Below are 20,542 nucleotides of genomic sequence, written 5' to 3' on the forward strand. Positions count from 1 at the left end.
CTACCTGAATTCCCCTCGTTTCGTCGACCGGCGCAGTTGTGGGTCGGCCGGGCGATTCTATAACGTGTTCTACATGACCGGACAGGAGTACGATGTCGTCGTGGTGGGGAGCGGCGCAGCCGGCATGGTTGCCGCCCTCACCGCCGCTCACCAGGGCCTTTCCACAGTAGTCGTTGAGAAGGCCGCGCACTACGGTGGTTCCACTGCGCGGTCAGGTGGCGGCGTCTGGATCCCGAACAACGAGATCCTCAAGCGTGACGGCGTCAAGGACACCCCCGACGCGGCCCGCCAGTACCTGCACGCCATCATCGGCGACGTGGTGCCGGCCGAGCGGATCGACACCTATCTGGACCGGGCGCCGGAGATGTTGTCGTTCGTGCTGAAGCACTCGCCGTTGAAGCTGTGCTGGGTGCCGGGGTACTCGGACTACTACCCGGAGGCACCGGGCGGCAAGCCGACCGGTCGCTCCGTCGAGCCGAAGCCGTTCGACGCCAAGAAGCTCGGCGCCGACCTCGACGGCCTCGAGCCGCCGTACGGCAAGGTGCCGATGAACATGGTGGTCATGCAGCAGGACTATGTCCGGCTGAACCAGCTCAAGCGCCACCCACGCGGCGTGCTGCGCAGCCTGAAGGTCGGCGTGCGCGCGACGTGGGCGAAGGCGACCGGCAAGAACCTGGTCGGCATGGGCCGCGCGTTGATCGCCCCCCTGCGCATCGGCCTCCAGCAGGCCGGGGTCCCGGTGCGGCTCAACACCGCGCTGACCGACCTCTACATCGAGGACGGGGTGGTGCGCGGCGTCTACGTTGTTGATGCGCGGGACTCCACAAACGCCGAGCCCGAACTCATCCGGGTGCGCCGCGGAGTGATCCTGGGCAGCGGCGGGTTCGAGCACAACGAGCAGATGCGGGTGAAGTACCAGCGCGCACCGATCAGCACCGAGTGGACCGTCGGCGCCAAGGCGAACACCGGCGACGGCATCGTGGCGGCCGAGAAGCTCGGCGCCGCACTGGACGTCATGGAGGACGCCTGGTGGGGACCGACGGTGCCCCTGGTCGGCGCGCCGTGGTTCGCGCTCTCGGAACGCAACTCGCCCGGCTCGATCATCGTCAACATGTCCGGCAATCGGTTCATGAACGAGTCCATGCCGTATGTCGAGGCGTGCCACCACATGTACGGCGGTGTCTACGGCCAGGGATCCGGACCCGGCGAGAACATCCCGGCCTGGCTGGTGTTCGACCAGCAGTACCGTGACCGCTACATCTTCGCGGGACTGCAGCCCGGACAGCGCATTCCGCGCAGATGGCTGGAGTCCGGTGTGATCGTCAAGGCGGACACACTGGCCGAACTGGCCGGCAAGACCGGTGTGCCGGCCGACGCGCTGGAGGCCACGATCGCACGGTTCAACGGCTTCGCCCGCTCCGGCGTCGACGAGGACTTCCACCGCGGCGAGAGCGCCTACGACCGTTACTACGGCGACCCGACCAACAAGCCGAACCCGAACCTTGGCGAGATCAGTCACGGGCCGTACTACGCGGCCAAGATGGTGCCCGGCGACCTGGGGACCAAGGGCGGCATCCGCACCGACGTGCACGGCCGGGCGCTTCGCGATGATGGCTCGGTGATCGAAGGGCTCTATGCCGCAGGCAATGTGAGCGCCCCGGTGATGGGTCACACCTATCCGGGCCCCGGCGGGACCATAGGTCCGGCCATGGCGTTCGGCTACCTGGCTGCCCTGCACCTCGCCGGAGCCGCGCAGACATCCGGCGAGGCGGGGAACTGATGCCGATCAACCTGGACGAGGCGCTCGGAGCCGAGCTCGAACCCGACGAGTTCTCGTGGAGCAGCAGCGATGTGCAGCTGTACCACCTCGGCCTCGGGGCCGGCGCCGACCCGATGGACCCGCGCGAACTGCGCTACCTGACCGACGACACCCCGCAGGTGCTGCCGACGTTCGGCAATGTCGCGCAGAGCTTCCACATGACGAAGCCGCCGACGGTGCAGTTCCCGGGCATCGACATCGAGCTGTCGAAGGTGTTGCACGCCAGCGAGGCGATCTCGGCGCCTGGCCCCATTCCGGCGAGCGGCACCGGTGTGGCCGTCACCCGGTTCACCGACATCTGGGACAAGGGCAAGGCCGCGGTGATCTGGTCGGAGACCACCGTCACCGCACCCGACGGCACCCTGCTGTGGACGCAGAAGCGGTCGATCTTCGCGCGCGGCGAGGGCGGCTTCGGCGGCGAGCGTGGCCCCTCGACCAGCACCGCACCGCCCGAACGCGCACCCGACTTCGAACTGTCGATCCCGGTGCTGCCCCAGCAGGCGCTGCTGTACCGGCTCTGCGGCGACCGCAACCCGCTGCACTCCGACCCCGGATTCGCCTCGGCCGCAGGCTTTCCCAAGCCGATCCTGCACGGCCTGTGCACCTACGGCATGACGTGCAAGGCGATCACCGACCACGTGCTCGGCGGCGACGCCGCGGCCGTGGACACCTACGGCGCGCGCTTCGCCGGCGTGGTGTTCCCCGGTGAGACGCTCAAGGCGAACGTCTGGAAGGACGACGGACGCTACGTCGCGACCGTCGTCGCGCCCGGCCGGGACGACGCCGCGGTGCTGACCGGGGTGGAGTTCGTCCCGAAGTAGGACGTCGCGCGCTTTTGGCTCTCCCCCGCGGCGGCCTCGCTGCGTCATGTGTTTCCCTTACTCGCGCGCTTCGCCGATTACGGCCCCCGGCGCGTGGCGCCGTTTGCCATGTGCGTCGATGTCTGACCGAATCGATCGTTAAGCCACCCACTCCTATGTCATGCTGTAGGTGGTCTGGAGCGAAATGTATCGGTTGAGCCGCAGCAAGAATGACGTTCTGCGATCGTCGGCAGCGGCGGTCGTTGCGGTTCTTGCCGTCGCCGCGGGGCTGGCAGGCGATTGTGTTGCGGTTGGCGACCCACTCGAAGACAGTTCTGCACTCCTGCAACGAGAATTCGATCAGCTGAAACCCGGCGAGGCACTCACCTTGGACCGGGAGACGTTCAACCACGACAGCGTCCTTCATATTGACGTGCCGGGGGTGCGCATCGACGGAAACGGCGCCAGGCTGCAAGCCACCAATGACGAGACGTCGTCGGTGCAGATAACGGCCCCTGGTGTGACGCTCACAAACGTCACATTGTCGGCGCCCCCGAGCGGCCGGCGTTGGACCGGGCTCGATCAGCACAAGTTGGTGGTACGCGCGAACGACGTGACCGTGAGGGGCGTTGTGGTCGATGGTTCCGCCGCTGCCGGCGTGTTCGTACAAGGCGCCGAAAATTTTCGGATCGACGGCGTGACCGTCGAAGACACCCGCGCCGACGGCATTCACGTGACTGGTGGTTCCGGTAACGGGCAGATCAACAATCCCGCTACCGCCCGGACAGGAGACGACGGTGTCGCGGTGGTCTCGTACGCCGACGACGCGGCATCGTGCGCCGACATCGTGGTGAACTCGCCGGTCGTCAACGGCACTCGGTGGGGACGTGGCGTGTCGGTTGTCGGCGGGGAGAATGTATCGATCCGAAACCTGCACGTCGACGGAACGAGTGGCGCGGGGGTTTACATCGCCTCCGAGGGAGGCCCGCAGTATTACACGAGGTCAGCACACGCGATCGACGTATCGGGCGGTACCGTCACGAACGCTAATGTCAATCCCGGGGTCATCCAGGGCGCAGTCTTGGTCTATGCCGGCAATGCGAGCGAAGACGTCAGCAATGTCTCGGTTTCCGACCTCACGATCTCGAACACGGCCAAGACCGCCCAGCGCAACATCGGGATCGTGGTAGACGCCGGCACAGTGGGCGACATCGCTCTCCGCGGAATCCGTCTGGAGCAGACGAGTCTTCCAGCCCTCGACGCCAACACTCCGCCAAGTGGCTATTCGGCAACAGACTTCACGCTGGACGGCAATGCGATCGTGCCCTGACGTGATCATCTCAACTCCGCTAAGACACAACGCAGAATGGAATCGGCTGACTGCTTCCATGTGTACCGCTGCGCGTTGCGCGTGCCACGACGGCGCAGGTCGGCGGTCAGACGATCGTCCCGCTCGAGTGAATCGAGTGCGGAAAGCAAATGTGTCACGTCGTCGGGTGGAAAATATATTGCGGCGTCACCGCCGACCTCGGGCAACGACGCCGCGTTCGAACTGACGACCGGGCAGCACAAGCTCTGCGCTTCCAGTACCGGCAGTCCGAATCCTTCATATCGCGATGGAATCACCAGTGCTCGCGAATTTCGGTACAACCACACGAGTTCTGCGTCGGTGAGTCGGCCTGCGATAGTTGCCGTCTGCGCCGATGAAGACGCCGGTGCGAAGACATGCACACTGCCAGCGGTGCCGACGACGACGACCCGCCGACCCGAGGCAGTGATCGCGTCGACCGGACGGCTGACATTCTTGTGCTTCGCGAGGGTACCCACAACGATGTAGGGGTCGATGGGTACCGCCATGTCAGGCTTTTTCGGATCGACTCGAGCGAGCGAGTCTGCCGCGCAGCCCGCGATGATGAAGCGGTCGGCCGGGATGCCAAGGACGTCGGCGAGCTCCCGGGCGCTGAACGACGACACGGTTGCCAACTTGCGCGCCGATCTCGCCAGAACGAAATACATGACGAAATAGAACGCAACGAACGACTTACGAAAGGTGCGCGGGTACCGAAACGGCGTAGCGTCGTGCATCGTCACCAGCTGGCGCTTCTTCAGCAGGGGCGCGGGTCCAGCGAAGTTGAGTAACATCTCACCCCGCGTGGCCCAGGGCAGATACACCTGCTCGAACAGCACGCCGCGCAACGGCGCCCGACGAATCTCGAGCCGCGGGAGATTTGTCCAGTCGGGCAGAGGGGCGTCGTTCGGTAGGTGAAGTATGAGGTCGACCTCGGCCGCCTCGGCGATCGCCAGCGTGATCTCGGAGGCGTATCGCTGCGTTCCGGTGAGTGATTGGCTGAGCCACTTGCCATTCACGTGAACAGATTGCATGACGCGCCGATGTAGGGCGCATACAAGGTGCGCAGCGAAAGTTGTTGCATTTCATCGGAGTTGTCGGACAAGGCTGCCTTGGTCTCCATTACGGCGATTCTGCGCGGACGCTCACCGCACATGCCGAGCAGGGCCTCACACAACTGGTGTGGGTGGTCGATGACGACAGGCATATCCATTCCCGACAGGTAAGGACGGTTTCGTGCGATCACGGGTAGGCCCGCCGCGCTTGCCTCCAATATGGAGATGGGAAAGCCTTCCCACAGAGCGGTGTGGAGGTAGACATCGCACGAGGCAAGCACGGCCAGAGCCTCGCTCCGGGAAACCCATCCAGTGACTTCGATTCCCCGAGCGCGTAGCTGAGCGACATGTGCGGACTCGCCACCGCCAATCCACACCGCTCGCACATCCGGGCGCTGCGCCGTGACGGAAGCCACCGCATCGGCGAAGAAGGTGTGATCCTTCTGGTTTCCGAGCCGTCCATTCCCGGCAATTCGAATCGTGTCGTGTGCGTGAGTGTCCATCTGGCGCGCGAGGCGGGCCTGTCCGACATTCGGCACGACCGCAACGCGCGGACGACTGATGGGCCAGCGTGACAACTGCCCTTCGCGCGGCGAACACGATGCGTAACAGGTTGTGTTGAAGGACAGGAGCCACTCGACCGCGCGGAAGCACTGCCGGATCGGCCACGCCACATCCAAGCGCTCGAACGAGTAGCAATGTGGCGTGTAGACGATGGGGGTGGCCGACTTCCGCACCGACATGCGCACATACACTCCGGCTTTACTCGAGTGAGCGTGAATGATGAGGGGCCGGTCGCTGTTCGCGATGAACACACGGAGGAAGCGGATTCTCGCGTAATGGCCCGAGGGGAGCTCGGTGACCGTGACGAACCCGGCGAACTCCGCAGAACCCACCGCCGCCTCGGTGCGAGCCGAGTACACGAGATGATGGTCGGCAGCCGAGTAGTTCCTCACGTAATCGCGAATAGCCGCGGCGGTTCCGCTACCGAAAGATTCGGTGACGTGCACGATTCGAGGTCGCGCCGCAAGCGATGCGGCGGCGATGCTTCCTTCTTGGCCGCCGACGTGGCGAACAGAATGAGGAAGGTCCAAGGACACGTGGCGAGTCATCTCTGTACGCCGGACATCGCGCGTGTCGCGCCTGCCATCTGCCCAGCCATCAGGCTTTCGTGCCGGGTTACCCGCTTCAAGGTCATGGCCAACACGATCAGTGCGATCCAGGACGGAAAGAAGCGACCCTCGGCCCACTGCACATAACGCGGCAGTTCAATCAGACCGAAGAACAGAAGCGGGTAAGCCAACAGTCCGAACGCTTCACCATTCCGAAAGCTGCGGTACAGAAGTCCGGCGATGACACCGACGACAGCAAAATAGACCAGACCCAGGGTGACCCCGTAATCGAGGAAGGGAGCAGCGTAACCCGTTGAATTGTTGAACTCCGGATTGGCGTGATGATTCAGCAGCATCTCGTAGTCGGCATCGGTGGCCGGTCCGTTGCGTCCTGGGAGGTCACCCAGAACCCAGCTCTGGAGTCCTAGTTGTTGTAATCCAGGGGCTTCGTACAGAAAATCGACCGTACGGTCAGGCGCGCCGCCCGTCCGGGTGAGATGGGTGAGTTCGAGGAATCCGTTGTTGATCGCCGTCGCGTAGTAACCGGCGCCGCGCTCGACGGAGAACTGCAGCAGGCCGTCGTTATGTCCCCGGTAGAAGTTCCAGCTCCGGAAGTACTCGAAGCCGGCGAAGACGGCGATGCTGCCGGGAATCACGATGATCGGTGACCATTGGACGATGCGGGTGACCCTCCCATTCGTCGCCATGCGCATGCACGCGACGACGGCCAGGGGTACGACGAGTTCCACAATCGCGAGGCGTTCCGACCACAAGAACGCGCGCGGGAGCGCCATCGCCATGACGGCGCAGACCTTGATGACTTCAGCTCTCGATATGCGTTGCGCCAGAGACAAGCTCGAAACGATCACCGCAGGGCATCCGAATTGCGTCATCGTGGTGAGCCCCGGCACCGTGCCAACCGTGTCCTTGATCGCAGGTGACCCGCGATAGCCGGATGCTGCGTGCAGGTCGGTCACGTCGACGCCGGCGCGCACCAACATCACCGCGAAGCTGACTGTCCCGATCGTGGTAAGGCAGACCAGAACTGTGCTCGCCTTACCCAGCAGTGACACCGCTTTCGGGCTCAGGTCAGGCCATTCCCTCGCTGCGGACGCTTCCGTACCGATGGCAATCACCGCGCTGGCTGTCAAGGCCAGAGCCATCGCACCGCACAACATGAGGAGCAGTGCCGATCCGGTCACCGATTTCGGTGTGTTCCACAGCTCGCGGAATCGGTCGTCTCCGACGGCGGCAGTGAGCGATACCGACGCAGCGGCGACGGAGATGGAAACCGTAACAGGGGAAAGCCACCAGACGCCAGGCGGTCTAGCGCGCCGGTACATCCGCGAGGCCAGACTTGTGCGACACCGGCGTCTTCGCCTGGGCCGGCCAGTACGCCATGGTCGAATTGTGGGAACGGGTCGGACTCCACCACTGCCGATAGGTGAACACAGCCAGTAGAGGCAGCGAGCTCGAAGCAGTTGCCGAACGCACGGCGAGAATCTGCGGCACCGTGTCGACGTTCAGCCGGCCGACCACGATTAGGTCGGTGGCTGCACCGATGGCTTCCGCTGTCAGCGCCGAATCACCGATCGCTCCCGCATCGACGATCATCGCGCCTCCGCCGTTCTTCGCTGAAAGCATGAGGACAGACGCCCGATCCAGCCTCACGCGCGTCACTGATCCGTTCTCGGCTGCAGCGAATTCCAGAAGCGATGCCACGGTTTTGGTTTCAGAACGTCGAGACGCTCCGATCACGACGATCACACGGATCGGGGTTGACCCGCGGCACTGCGCATACAGCGTGCGCGCGAGGACTGCCCGGCCGTTCGCGGACTCGTGCGAGTCGCGTAGTTCCACCGCTGGCACGATGAGCCCATCGACCATGTCCAGGACCTCGGCCGCCGATCTCAAACGGTTCGATCGATTGCGGATGGCGGTCAGCCCCAGGATCACGAGAAGGCCGCCCACCAGGCCTCCGAACAGTACTGCGATCGCCAATGAGTTGTTCGCCGCGTCGTCGACGGTCGGCGTCTGAACGACCTCCAGCGCGACCGATTCCGCGGCCTGCAGCAGAATGACCTCCCGGAGGTTCTGCACCTCCACGGCCCGCGCGCCGTCGGTCGCACCGTCCGCACTTCGCTCCCATCCGTCGAGCCTCGGCAGCACGCTCGACAATTGCTCGTCGATACGTCGCTTCAACTGCCGCCGGTAGACGTCGATGGCCGTGTCCACAGCTTCCACCGCCGCGTCACCTGTCGGAGCAATCCCTGTGATGGTCAACACCGGCGACGTGCCGTTCTGGGTGACCAGCACGGTCGCGGGCGCCACCCTGCCCATGGCGCCGCCCACTGCGCGGGCGAAGCCGGGGCTCGACAGGTAGGCGACCTCGCCGGCCACGTAGCTTTCCACGCTCGCATCCGTGCGGGCGGCCGTTGCGCCTGATGCGAGCGCACTGAGGTCGGCCGTTGGGGCGATGCGGACCAAGGCGCTGGCGGTTGCTTCGCCGCTTTGTGCGCGACTGACCAGTCCACCGGAGACGGCTCCCACCCCGACGCCGACTAGCGCTCCGACGATGAGTAGTGCAATCCACGCTCGCTGTGCGGGACCGGAGATCGCCGCAGCCGCTGAGGGGTGAATTCTTGTGACTTCGTCGGACATGACTATGGCGCTCCGCCCATGGTTGAAGGGGTCCGTGACACCTGGAGCGAATCCCCGGGAACATGTCGGGGATCGCGCCGGCGGGACGAGCCGGTCGCGGAGGCGGAGTCTTCAAGGTCGTCGTCGCGATCCCTCACCAACTCGCGGAAAGCGCGGATCACGTGATGGTGCGCTCGCGGCGATGCTGAAAGCACCTTGCGCACTGTCATCCATTGGCAGATCGACTTGGCCATCACGCTCAAGCATGCAACGGTGGCAAGTGTTTTCGGGCCGCCCGCCAACGCTGCGGCCACGGCTGCGGGTAATGCCACCATCAAGACCGTCATCGCCGTTCGTGCTGCCGCCGCGATGTGTCCGCTGATCACGAGCAGCGTGACGCTGCCGTCGAAATACGCCTGGAAGATTCCGCTCGCGGCGAGTATGAGCAGCACTGCACTCGCGGAACGCATCTCGACCCCGTATGCCAGCTCCAAAATGAGCGGTCCCAGAAGAGCCAGCAGCAGAACGACACTGACCGAGACAAGGCTGTTGAGCGTAGCCACATTGGAAAGCATGCGAACCACCTGCGTTCTCCGGCCGGCAGCCCACAGGCGCGCGGCAGGCGGTGTAACCGCGAGCGCACAGAGGCTGTCAAGCAGCGTCACCTGTAGCGCGAGCATCGCCGCCGCCGAGTAATGCGTAGCGGCCAGCGGGCTGAACGCGGCTGCGGCCAGGAAGATGGTGCCCTGTCGCAGCATGAATTCGGAGAGATCCAGGATGAACAAGTGTGCACCTTGGCCCAGAGCCGTTTTGAGGTCCCGGATTCCGAAGGAGATCTCGAAGACGGCGACCTCCCGGCGGGCATGGACGCACGCAGCCGCGAACTGTATCCCGCTCACGGCGAGATACGCCCCCAACACCTCCAGCAACGACGGTCGGCTCGAGGTGAACACCATTAAAGCCACCAGCGGGAGCGCAAGCAGACTGCGAACGTAATGCATTGTCGCCATTGAGGCGCGCACCCGTCCGGCCGCCGCGAAGATGTCGCTGACCATCAAGCGCGTCGACTCAATCGCGATGAGAACGGAGGTGAGGATGAACGTCGGCACCAGGTCGGAGTCGCCGATCAAGGCGACGCAGCCGATCAGCGCTATCGCCGGCGCTGTAAGACACGACAGAACGACAGTCGCATGGAGATGTGTACCGGCGATCTGGCGTCGCTTCCGTGGGTCGCACTCGGCGCCCATGAGGCGAATGACGTTCTGGCCGAGTCCGAGACGGCCGACAAGTGGACCGAATGACACCGCTGCGAGAATTGCGAAGAATGCCGCGGCATCTCGCAGGGTCAGTTCCCGCACAACGATCACAGAGAGCAGGAAGGTCGACACGATGCCACCGGCCGCGGCGAACGCACGCCATGCGAAACTGCGACGCATCTCGCTGTTCGCGCCTTCGCTGCTGGTCACGGATACTCAACCTCAGAACGTGATTCAGAAGTACGCCGGGACCTTGAGGCCCGGGTCGAGCGGCTTCGCCGGGTGGACCACTCGCCGCCCGGCCCGCCACATGCTGCGCAGCCACCGCTTCTTGGCGAGGAATCCCAGGGGCGGCACCCATGTCGGAAGGCGGCGACGTTCGGCAGCGAAAGCGAAGGCGGTCTTGGCATCATCGCGGCCGTGAAGGAGTTGCGATAATCCGTACCAGTAGGCGTAGTCACCCATTGCACGGCGTGAAAGGGTGAGAAGTTCTCCGGCCCCTGGCAGAGCCGTTCCTTCGTGGGCGAAGAAAGAACCGAACGCGGCCTCATGGTCTTCGAAGTCGAGGACCCTTTGCTTGTTGTAGGGGGCCGACATCTCGGCGTCGTGAATCCTGCGGATACCGAGCACCCGATTGCAGCTGGCCACGTCTCCCACCATCGCCAACCGCAGGTACATCTCGAAATCGGCTGTGCGCAAGGCTGACCGATAGTGACCATCCGCGCCGGCCTCCTTCAATGCGGAGGTGCGAATGATCCATGCTGCGGATCCGACGTCGCAGAACGAGTCGAAGCAGGTTCTACGGATGAACTCCTCACCCTTCACAACGTTCCAGCGAGTCCGTGCGGCGTCGCATCGCCCCGAGTCGAGAAGTCCGTCGGCAAGCCTCGCCTCGACGCCGTATGCGAAAGCCACCTCGGGATGTTCATCCAGGAAAGCCTTCTCCAAGTCCAGCGCACCTGCCGGGAGGAGGTCGTCAGCGCCCAGGATCATGAAGTAGTCGGAGCACGCCCAGTCGATGGCCCGGTTGAAGGAGTGGTGCCAGCCCCGATTCTGCTCGTTCAGGACAACGGTGACACGGTCGTCCGCCGCTGCGATGCCTTGTGCGATCTCCCGGCTGCCGTCTGTCGACGCGTTGTCGATGATCAGAAGGCGAAGGCTCGGCACCTGCTGGCTGAGCACACTCGTAGCACAGTCGGAGAGATAAGTTCCGTACTGGTAGGAGGGGATGAAGACATCAACGGTGCTCGACGGGGTTCTTCTGATCATTGGTCGGCAGTTCCTGGCGGTATACGGCTCACACACCTCGCTGCCCGATACCGGACGATGCTCCGCTGCGTGATTGCTCATCGCGATGTTCCGTCTGTCCTTCGTCATCAGTAGGCGCCGTCGCGCTTCAGGACCGCGCGGGCGGTGCGCCAGACGATCATCAGATCCTGGACATACGACCAGTTGTCGACGTACGAGTGATCGAGCCGAATACGTTCGTCTTCGGATGCATCGGACCGACCCGAGATTTGCCACAAGCCGGTCATTCCGGGCTTGACAAGCCCCCTGCGCTCGACGAAGTCCTCGACCGACTGTCCCTCGCCGGGAACCAGCGGACGCGGACCGACAATGCTCATCTCGCCGCGTAGCACGTTGATCAGTTGAGGCAGCTCATCCATACTCGTCGCCCGAAGGACTCGACCCACGCGCGTGACCCTGCTGTCACATGCCGATTTGTAGAAGACGCCGGCGTCCTCAGTACCGGCCGGTCTGGCACACTCCAGATCCGCCGCGCCGACGATCATCGTCCTGAACTTCAGGATTCGGAATGGTCTGCCGCGATGTCCGACTCGAACTTGACGGAACAGGACCGGTCCAGGATCACCGAGTTTGACCGCGAGTGAACCGAGCACCATCAACGGCATCGCCGCAATCAACGCCGCGCTCCCGAACAACAAGTCGAACGTCCGCTTGGCCAAGGCCGAGGGCCCGTTCAGGTGGGGTGGAGCGATGTGGAACAGGGGCAGATTGTCGATCGGCGAAATCTTCAACCGGTGCCCCGCTATGTCAGTCACTCCCGGTACGACGATCAGCTCGATCCCCAGAGATTCCATCCGCCACGCCAACTGTTTCATCCTGCGATGGCCGAGGTGCTCGACGGCGGCGACGGCGAGCACATCCGCACCGGCCATGTCCACCGCGGACTCGACTGAGCAGTCACCTCCCAGCACCGGAACGGTGCATGACGGCGTGACCAACGATTCACCAACCGTCCCATCGAAGTCAGGAAGGCACGCGCCGACAATCCTGTATCCCGATGCGGGCGAGCGACGAAAGCTCTCACTGAGCATGCGAACGGAATCGGGCCTGCCGAGAACCACGACCCGGGTGACGAACTCACCCTTCATTCGTCGCCGCGCTAGACCGCGTCGTACGCAGTGCCTTCCGACGATCAGTCCGGAGACTCCCAGAACCAGTGCTGTAGCCAGATAGATGCGCGACATTCGCACATCGAAGAACAGACACAACACCGCCGTCAGACCGAAGATCCACGCCGACGCCGTCACGACACGCCGATACTCCTCGATGCCTATGCCCACCAGAGATATATCGCGAGTCTGCTGCAGTTCGAGCACCGTCAGCCAACACGCCAAGAGGATCGCCGAGAACAACGACAACCGGGGCCAGCCCGCGTCATCAGCCACCGCTACTGACATCCGGGATGCGATGACCTGTGCGATCAGAACCACAACGAGAAGGATTGCGGCATCCACCGCGAACGCGCGCCGACGGTGTGCGCGCCTCCATTGCCGCGCCTTGGCCTTCGCCTCAGGAGCGGCCGTCAACAACCGGTCTAGCGGGGCCGCGTTGACGCGTTTCAGCCTGCCGTGTCGCTTCGATGGCCTTCGGCCGGTCTCAGGGGGCGCCGCCGCCGTGAATGGCGTGGCGTCTCCAAGAGCCGAGAGATTCTCGATCGTGGTCATGTGCTGACCATCGACGGATCGAATGTGAGGACTCCCTGGGTGCTTCCGTTCAAGTCGTACATTGCGACGACCGCATCCGGCAGACGACTCCGAGTGTCGGCCCGCAGGTAGTCGCGGACGGACGTGCCAGTGCTCCGTGAATCGACGTTGTCCGGACCGGCGTGGGCGACGAGATCGTCGTGATGCACCGTTCGGAAGTCGATGCTCAACCTTCCGGTATCCGTCTTGTTGGGTACCGTCGAATGCAGCTGCGCCCCGGAGAAGCACAGGAGCGAAGCAGGGTCGCCCACCACTCTGAGGTTGGTCCCCGGGTCTTGGCCGGCGAGGGTAGGGTGCGGCCGCGGATCGTCCTTGACGTATGACGCCGCCTCCCGCCTCGACGTCTTGTTCCATTCGTAGGCATCGAAGGCGTCGCTGGTATTCGGCGCAGGCTGTTGCCAGAAGTCCGGATGAAACTGCATTCCGGTCACCGTCGAATTGCCGGCGATAGGTGTCCACCAGTTGTTCTGACACTGCGGCGCCGAATACCACGTATCGCGGTGGGCTCTGTAGTTGTAGCCGAGCCCAGCAGATAGGTACGCCGACGGCGGTACGACTCGCAACTTGGGGACGTCGAAGTAGGTCTTGGTCGGATCCGCTCCGAGATCGCCGAGGATGTCGCCGATGAGGTCCTTGGCTCTCGGGTGGTGTGTGAACGCGGGCTTGAGCTTCTTCAAGATGCCGACATATTCGCCGACCGACAGGTGACGGTGCGCGGTCAGCGGGTCGAGACGCCCGAAGGCATCTGCGATCATCTCGTACGCGAAGTCCGTCAATGCCTTGACCGACGGGCGCGGCGGAATGCAGAACACCTCGCCGGCGTAGAGGCGCAACCGCCGCTCGTTGTCGGTAAAGTTCGTTTCTGATGAAACGACAAGCGTCATTGTGCCCGTCCCTTCTGGGAGTGCTACGAGCGAAAGCTCACTCGATGATCGACAATTCGGGAATCGGGACGACGAACTTGCCGCCCCAGTCACGGATGAACGACATCTCAGAGGCGATCTCGGCGCTGAGGTTCCACGGGAGAATGAGGACGTAGTCCGGACGCGTCTCACGGATGTGCGAAGGCGCATAGATCGGCAGGTGCGTTCCCGGCAGGAAAAGTCCTTGCTTGTGTGGACTTCGATCCACCGTGTAGTCGACGAGGTCGCTCTTGACGCCACAGTGGTTGAGCAGCGTGTTGCCCTTGGCGGGTGCGCCGTATGCGACGACGCTGCATCCACTCTCACGCGCGTCGATGAGAAACCGGAGCAGGTTCCTCTTGACGCGCTGAACACGTTCTTGGAAACCGAGGTGGCCGTTGAGGTCGCCGAGGCCGGCCCGCCGTTCGGCATCTACCAGGTCGTGCACGCGCCGAGTTGTCCGGTGCCCGCCGAAGCGTCTGTGGCATGCGAAGATCCGCAGTGAGCCGCCGTGCGTGGGAATCTGCTCGACATCAAAGATCCGCAGCTCATTTACATCGAAGACAGTACGAGCAGTGAGCAGCGAGAAGTAGGAGAAGTGCTCGTGGTAAATGGTGTCGAACTGATTCTGCTCCATCAGTTGCAACAGATGCGGGAATTCCATCGTGATCACCCCCCCGGGAGCCAACACGACCGACATACCGCCGACGAAGTCGTTCAGATCAGGCACATGGGCAAGGACGTTGTTGCCGATGAGCAGGTCCGCGAGCCTACCTTCAGCGGAGAGCTGCTGGGCCAGGACGGTTCCGAAGAACGCCACCTGGGTCGGAATACCATGCTGCTGCGCAACTGCCGCGACGTTGGCGGCAGGCTCGATTCCAAGCGCGGATATACCGGCTCCGACGAAGTTCTTCAGCAGATACCCGTCGTTGCTGCCTATCTCAATGACCTGACTGCTCGCGTCCAGCCCGAATCGCTCGATCACGGCAAGGGAGTACGAGCGGGCGTGGTCCAGCCAACTCTGCGAGTAGGAGGAGAAGTACAGGTAGTCGCTGAAGATGGAGTCCGGCGCTTCAAAGACTCTGAGTTGGACCAGCAGACAGTTGGAGCAGACGTATGTGTGGAGCGGCAGGAAGACTTCGGCTCGATCTATCTCAGCCTCGCTGAGGTACGAGTTCGCCAGCGGAGACATGCCGAGATCACAGAACGAGTGCTTCACCGGCAGTCCACAATGCCTACAGTTGATGCTCATGGTGTGGGCTCCAAAACCGAGGTGTCGGACCAGATCTTCCACGGCGCCTTCCCCGCGTTCCACAGTTCGTTCAGCGTGATCTTGTCGAACAACGTGTCCATGCCGTACCAGAAGCCCTTGTGTTGATACGCGGACAGCTCGCGATCAACAGACAGCCGATTCAGCGGAGCCTGCTCGAAGATGGTTTCGTCGCCGTCGATGTAGTCGAGAAGCGATGGCTCGACGACGAAGAAGCCACCGTTGACCCAGCCGCTGCTACCCTGCGGCTTCTCGGCGAAGTGGGCGCGGTCGCCGTCGCTCAGGTCGAGCGTTCCATACCGCCCAGGGGGTTGAACGGCGGTCACGGTCGCGATTGATCTTGACTTTCGGTGAAACTCGATGACATTGCGGATGTCGAGATCGGCGACCCCGTCACCATATGTGAAACAGAAGGTCTCGTCGCCGATGTGGTCTCGTGCGCGCAGGAGGCGACCGCCCGTCATGGTCTGTTCGCCGGTGTCCAGCAGCGTGACCGACCATGGCTCGGACGTGGAATGCAGAGTCGAAATGGATCCGGTGGCCAGGTCGATCGAGATGTCGGATGTATGGAGGAAGTAGTTCGCGAAGAACTCCTTGATCATGTACCCCTTGTATCCGAGCAGGATGACGAAATCGGTGACCCCCGCGGCGCCATACATTTTCATGATGTGCCAGAGAATCGGCCGGCCGCCGATCTCGACCATCGGCTTCGGCCGAGATTGCGATTCTTCGCTGATCCGGGTGCCCCGCCCGCCGGCGAGTATCAGAGCTTTCATCGATGTCCCCGGTGTGTGAGTAGAAGGCTACGGAATTCACTGCACACCCGATCGACATGCGTCTCATCGAGCATGAGCGCGGACGGCAGGTTGAGCGCGCGGCCGGCGAGGTCGTATGCCACCGGGTTGCTGCTCGCACCAACGCCTCTCGTACCAACCGCGTCGAACGCGTGCAGCGAACTCAACGGAGGCAGGAATGGCCGGGTGTCGATACCGACGGAATCCAGACGTTCGATCATCTGCCCGGTCGCCAACTCATACGATGGTTCGACAACGGCGGTCACCATCCAAAACGTGTTGGTGACGTCCGTCGGTTCGGTGTTCAGCCGGATGCCGGGAACGTCCTTCAACCGGGCCTCGTACCACCGGAAGATCTGCTTCTTCTTGGCGACCAACTCGTCGATGCGAGTCAACTGCGCCCTGCCGAATGCCGCTGCGAGGCTGCCCATCCGGTACTTGAACCCAATCTCGTCGGTCACGAAGAAGCGGAAGTTGGCGGGGCTGCGTCCGTGGTCTCTCAGCCTTGCCACCCTGTCGGACAGATCAGGCCTGCTGGTGACGACCATGCCGCCTTCTCCAGTCGTCATCGTCTTCGTCCCATGGAAGCTGAAGATCCCGATGTCGCCGAGCCGCCCTGCGGGCTCGTCGATCCATCTCGCGCCGATGGCCTGCGCCGCGTCCTCGATGATCGGTAGGTTGCCGGCGACAGACCGGATCGCACGCATATCAGGCACGCCGCCGTAGAGGTCGACCGTGACGATTGCCTTCGTGTTGGGTCCGATCCGCTCGGCCAACGATTCGGCGGACAAGCACCACGTCTCAGGATCGACATCGGCGAACACCGGCGTGGCCCCTACATAGACAATCGGCGCGGCGCTGGCCACCCAGGTCGATTCGGGAACGATGACCTCGTCGCCGGGGCCGATGCCCAATGCCAGCATCGCCAGGTGCAATCCAGAGGTGCCATGTGGAACCGCCGCCGCGTAGTCGACCCCGAGGTATCGGGCGAATTCGGTTTCGAACTGCGTTACCGACTGACCAGCATTTCCGTACCAGTCGTTCTCTGCCGCTTCGGCCACGTATCGAAGTTCCACGTCGCTGACCCACGGTCCCGCGATGGGAATCCGCTCAGTCGCCCCTACGGCACCACGTGCGCTCCCACTGAGCACGAGGGTCATCGTCACGCCGCCAGCCTGAGATCGGCGTCGAGAGCACCGCTTTCCATCAGTTGCATGACTGTTCGCACGCGGAAGTAGCGGGGACCCTTAAAGAATTTCGCGGTAAGTGCGCTGTGCTGGTATGCGGCGAAGAGCTGTTCGATCCCCCGCCGGACGGTCCACTGAGGGTCGTATCCGGGCAACTCACGCTCGATCCTGGTGAAATCCACCCTGTAATCACGAATGTCGCTAGTCGCACCTTCGGCGAAGTTCACCCTGCAGTCGGGAACGATGTCGGTGACGAGATCCGCCACGTCGCGCACTCTGTAGTTCTCACCGATACGGCCCACATTGAAGGCTCTGTTGTGTATGACACTGCGCGGTGCGACAAGTGCTCGGGCGAATGCGTGCGCGATGTCGAGGACGTGCACCAAGGGTCGCCACGGCGACCCGTCACTCTCCATCTTCACCATGCCGGTGGTCATCGCCTGCCCGACGAGGTTGTTGACAACGATGTCCGCCCTGAGTCGGCGCGAGAAGCCGTACGCGGTCGCGTTGCGCATGTACACCGGCGAGAATTCGTCATCGGCGAGATCCGCCAGTGCCCGCTCCGCTTGCACCTTCGACCTGCCGTACGGCGTCACCGGATTCAGGTCTGCCTGCTCGTTCAACTCGGCGTCGCCACCCTTGCCATAGAGGCTGCAGGAAGAAGAGAATATGAAGCGACTCACTCCAGCCTCTCTGGCCGCCCTCGCAAGCCGAATCGAGCCATCACGATTGATGTCATATGTGAGCGCAGGATTCAGGTCCGAGAGTGGATCGTTGGAAAGCGCGGCGAGGTGAATCACGGCGTCGAATCCGGTCAGGTCGGCCGCGGTGACGTCGCGTACGTCGCATTTCAACGCCGGCAGCGGATCAGGCGCAGCGATGAAGTCGCATCCGGCGAACAAGTCGATGTCGAGGCCGACGATGTCATGACCGAGATCGACGAGATATGACGCCATCTCGACGCCGAGGTAGCCCGAATGGCCCGTGAGCAGGATCTTCATAAGCCCCGCCTCGAGCGCACCGAGAGCGAGGTGCAGACTTCAGCCCCGGTGAAAGGGCTTCTACGGCTGTGCCGTGGCTCCGTAGTGGGTTGCGCCGCAGGTTCGGCCGAGCCACTTCCGTGATACCCGCACTCGCTCATGACCGATCGCCGGATGCCGGTCGATCGATTAGTGCCGCAGGCGGCGGTCCTGTGCGCAAACCGATGCGGTGTCCGATGAGCGTCTGGCGAAATGGCTGCCAAACGGTGGACGGGTAACTGCACCGAATCCCGAGCCAGCGACCCGGTTGCAGTGATGTCAGTTACCCTCTGCGGCATGCAGTAACTATCGGCTGCCGAAAGTTGCTAGTACATGGGCAATGCGAGCGAATTTCCGGTTGGACCTCGGGCTAGTTCCTTTGATCCGACTCGCCGTATCGGATGGTGCGAGAGAGGGCAGCAGCCTGCGCACGGGTGCTCACTTCGAGCTTGTTGAGCAGACTGTGCACGTGATTCTTCACCGTGTGCACCGCGATGCAGAGTTGTTCGGCGATATCGCGGTTCGAAAGACCTAGTTCCAGCATCTTGAGGATCTGGGCCTCACGGAGCGTGAGGACTGGTTCTTTTTCCCGTACCGGTCGTTGCGAAGCCAGGGCGTTCAATCGCCGGAGGAGAATTGCCGTAACTCTGGGCGAACACAGTGACTCTCCCTCAGCTACCAGCTGTACGAGAACCAGCAGCTCTTCCAGCGAATCGCTGCGCAGATGGTAACCGGCGACGCCCGCTTCGGCGCACGCAACGATCTCCGACTCGTCGTGTTCCGAAACGCCGATGGCCACCACGCGCACATCGGAACCCATCTGCAAGGCCTGTCGAAGCAGAACTGCGCTGGATCTGGTCGCCATGTTGATCAGGATGACGCGCGGCAGGATGTCCTCGAACGCGGACAGAAGTGAGGGCACGTCCCACGCGACGCCGGTGAAGGTGGCGCCGTGGGCGGAGATGACGTCGGCCAGGTACTCGCGAAACATCGTGCAGTCATCGACAATCAGAATTCTGGCATCGCGGAGTAGGAGTCGCGGATCTCGCGGAGCCGAGGGTTTCGTTCGGTCGGCACCGTGCCACTGCTCGTCCCACCTCGGTGATTCTCGGCGGCCAGCGATATTGATCCGGTGATTGCCCGACGCGCGCGGACCGTAATCGGCAGACACCCGGAACGCGTTGACTGCGTAGGCCGGACCGGTCGACGCCGGGTTGTTCCCGGTGGTCTCGTTCGGACTCGAAGGGTCGATGGTGGCCGTGCCTCGAGTCGAATAGTCGTCCATTACGACGACCCGACTCACGCCGGCGTATCCGGAGCCGTGGGTGTCGCCGGAGCGCGCTCCCGCTGAGTCGCGTCTCGCACTGGCGATCCGCCTCTTCGACTCAAGATCGGTTGACGAGCCATCTGCTTGACTCCACTTCTGGCCATGTGGGATGTGTCTATTTCACTTGAGCTGTCGCGCGATGTCGCAGCGGACGCTGCTCCGGTCATTACCTCGTGACCTGACTCGAACGACGCCCCCATGACCTTGTGAGTTGCGACAGCATAAACATTTGCCAGAACTGACGTCAACGGTATTTTTCGCCTGCGTTAGAGAAAGCTTTCCGAGTCAACCATGCCGGATACTGACAGGAGCCTGAAATCCGTCGAAGTCCCTGCACATCCACCCCGCGCTGGACCGGCGCACGAAAAAGGTTACTTCTCCGTAAATATTCTTCGATTTCCGCGGTGATCCTGTGCGGTGACGCGTGTTTCCGCGTCTATACGGCAGGCGCGGCGATGCTTGCCGGCGTCCTTACCTCGCCCCCGCCCGACAACTTCAAATGCGATTTAGTTTGTCGACGCAACTATTGAAAGGCGGTCTCAACCGCAGCCGAAGTTTGCTGTAAACGCAGCATGGCGGCCTGGCCAGCGAAGCTCGGTTATAAGACGTGAGGTGGCCGCGCCAGCGACGGCCTTGATACGAGCACCCGCTCGACGTCATCTACCTGGATGACGACCCGCCTGCAGGACAGAGTCGGCGATGCCGTGCAGCCGCCGACGGCGTCGGACTCCCTGCGGGTCACATCCGGCGGGCGAGGTCGTCCTCGCCGCCGGTCTGCCGCGGATGGTCCGGCGCGACCGGAACCGGCCCGGCACCCGGGCGGCCCTCCGCGGGTCCTGCGCCCGCAGGCGGAGCCGCCTGGTAGCGCTCGTCGCGATCACGGCTCTCGCGCTCCTCGCGCTCGCGGTCGGTCTCCTCGCGGCGGGCCTCTTCGGGCCGGGACTCGCCGGCGTCCTCGCGGCCCTGCTGCGGCGCGCCCGCACCGCCGGGCGTGCCCTGACC

16 protein-coding genes and 1 pseudogene are annotated in these 20,542 nt (G+C 63.2%); 3 read left to right on the top strand and 14 right to left on the bottom strand.

The genetic code is table 11. From position 1 onward, the window contains the following. Positions 1-73: 73 nt before the first annotated feature. The 3 genes from kstD (at position 74) to H7I41_RS18685 (ending at position 3,949) form a co-directional block, all read left to right on the top strand. Positions 74-1,780 carry a 3-oxosteroid 1-dehydrogenase gene (kstD, locus tag H7I41_RS18675; protein ID WP_264014091.1) on the top strand — a complete coding sequence of 569 codons (1,707 nt, stop codon included), beginning with the start codon at positions 74-76 and terminating at the stop codon, positions 1,778-1,780. Beyond that, a complete protein-coding gene (gene chsH3, locus H7I41_RS18680; RefSeq protein ID WP_264014092.1) occupies positions 1,780-2,640 on the top strand; it encodes an enoyl-CoA hydratase ChsH3 in 861 nt (286 codons plus the stop codon). Before kstD ends, chsH3 begins: the two co-directional genes overlap by 1 nt. Positions 2,641-2,809: 169 nt before the next feature. Beyond that, positions 2,810-3,949 (top strand): right-handed parallel beta-helix repeat-containing protein, encoded by a 1,140-nt coding sequence (locus H7I41_RS18685; protein ID WP_264014093.1) that lies wholly within the window; start codon positions 2,810-2,812, stop codon positions 3,947-3,949. A 5-nt stretch (positions 3,950-3,954) separates the two neighbouring features. Here H7I41_RS18685 and H7I41_RS18690 read toward each other — a convergent pair whose 3' ends face one another. The 14 genes and pseudogenes from H7I41_RS18690 to H7I41_RS18755 form a co-directional block, all read right to left on the bottom strand. Beyond that, complete coding sequence (locus tag H7I41_RS18690) at positions 3,955-4,986, bottom strand: glycosyltransferase family 4 protein (protein WP_264014094.1); 1,032 nt, start codon at positions 4,984-4,986, stop codon at positions 3,955-3,957. Next, positions 4,983-6,122 carry a glycosyltransferase gene (locus H7I41_RS18695; RefSeq protein ID WP_264014095.1) on the bottom strand — a complete coding sequence of 380 codons (1,140 nt, stop codon included), beginning with the start codon at positions 6,120-6,122 and terminating at the stop codon, positions 4,983-4,985. The genes H7I41_RS18690 and H7I41_RS18695 overlap by 4 nt, the downstream gene beginning before the upstream one ends. Positions 6,123-6,130: 8 nt before the next feature. Then, positions 6,131-7,336, bottom strand: coding sequence for an O-antigen polymerase (locus tag H7I41_RS18700; protein ID WP_264014096.1), 1,206 nt, complete (start codon positions 7,334-7,336; stop codon positions 6,131-6,133). A gap of 124 nt (positions 7,337-7,460) precedes the next feature. Further along, the gene (locus H7I41_RS18705) at positions 7,461-8,546 is read right to left on the bottom strand and encodes a hypothetical protein (protein WP_264014097.1); all 1,086 of its coding nucleotides are present in this window, start codon (positions 8,544-8,546) and stop codon (positions 7,461-7,463) included. 251 nt (positions 8,547-8,797) lie between these two features. After that, positions 8,798-10,240 (bottom strand): lipopolysaccharide biosynthesis protein, encoded by a 1,443-nt coding sequence (locus H7I41_RS18710; protein ID WP_264014098.1) that lies wholly within the window; start codon positions 10,238-10,240, stop codon positions 8,798-8,800. Positions 10,241-10,264: 24 nt separating this feature from the next. Beyond that, entirely contained in the window at positions 10,265-11,407 is a 1,143-nt protein-coding gene (locus H7I41_RS18715) for a glycosyltransferase family 2 protein (protein ID WP_308214638.1), read from the bottom strand. After that, the gene (locus H7I41_RS18720) at positions 11,407-13,002 is read right to left on the bottom strand and encodes a sugar transferase (RefSeq protein ID WP_264014099.1); all 1,596 of its coding nucleotides are present in this window, start codon (positions 13,000-13,002) and stop codon (positions 11,407-11,409) included. The genes H7I41_RS18715 and H7I41_RS18720 overlap by 1 nt, the downstream gene beginning before the upstream one ends. Beyond that, positions 12,999-13,925 carry a hypothetical protein gene (locus H7I41_RS18725; protein WP_264014100.1) on the bottom strand — a complete coding sequence of 309 codons (927 nt, stop codon included), beginning with the start codon at positions 13,923-13,925 and terminating at the stop codon, positions 12,999-13,001. The genes H7I41_RS18720 and H7I41_RS18725 overlap by 4 nt, the downstream gene beginning before the upstream one ends. 37 nt (positions 13,926-13,962) lie before the next feature. Beyond that, positions 13,963-15,237: a class I SAM-dependent methyltransferase gene (locus H7I41_RS18730; RefSeq protein WP_264014101.1), complete on the bottom strand. Its 1,275-nt coding sequence runs from the start codon at positions 15,235-15,237 to the stop codon at positions 13,963-13,965. Continuing rightward, positions 15,192-15,989, bottom strand: coding sequence for a glucose-1-phosphate cytidylyltransferase (rfbF, locus tag H7I41_RS18735; protein ID WP_264014102.1), 798 nt, complete (start codon positions 15,987-15,989; stop codon positions 15,192-15,194). Before rfbF ends, H7I41_RS18730 begins: the two co-directional genes overlap by 46 nt. Beyond that, entirely contained in the window at positions 15,986-17,167 is a 1,182-nt protein-coding gene (locus H7I41_RS18740; RefSeq protein WP_264014126.1) for a DegT/DnrJ/EryC1/StrS family aminotransferase, read from the bottom strand. Before H7I41_RS18740 ends, rfbF begins: the two co-directional genes overlap by 4 nt. A 2-nt stretch (positions 17,168-17,169) precedes the next feature. Next, positions 17,170-18,195, bottom strand: a complete 1,026-nt coding sequence (locus H7I41_RS18745) for an NAD-dependent epimerase/dehydratase family protein (RefSeq protein WP_264014104.1) — start codon at positions 18,193-18,195, stop codon at positions 17,170-17,172. A 388-nt stretch (positions 18,196-18,583) separates the two neighbouring features. Continuing rightward, the gene (locus H7I41_RS18750) at positions 18,584-19,498 is read right to left on the bottom strand and encodes a LuxR C-terminal-related transcriptional regulator (RefSeq protein ID WP_264014105.1); all 915 of its coding nucleotides are present in this window, start codon (positions 19,496-19,498) and stop codon (positions 18,584-18,586) included. A gap of 780 nt (positions 19,499-20,278) precedes the next feature. Next, positions 20,279-20,542, bottom strand: a pseudogene (locus H7I41_RS18755) (hypothetical protein); the annotation flags it as partial.

Source organism: [Mycobacterium] manitobense (assembly GCF_025821665.1).
GTDB lineage: Bacteria > Actinomycetota > Actinomycetes > Mycobacteriales > Mycobacteriaceae > Mycobacterium > Mycobacterium arseniciresistens.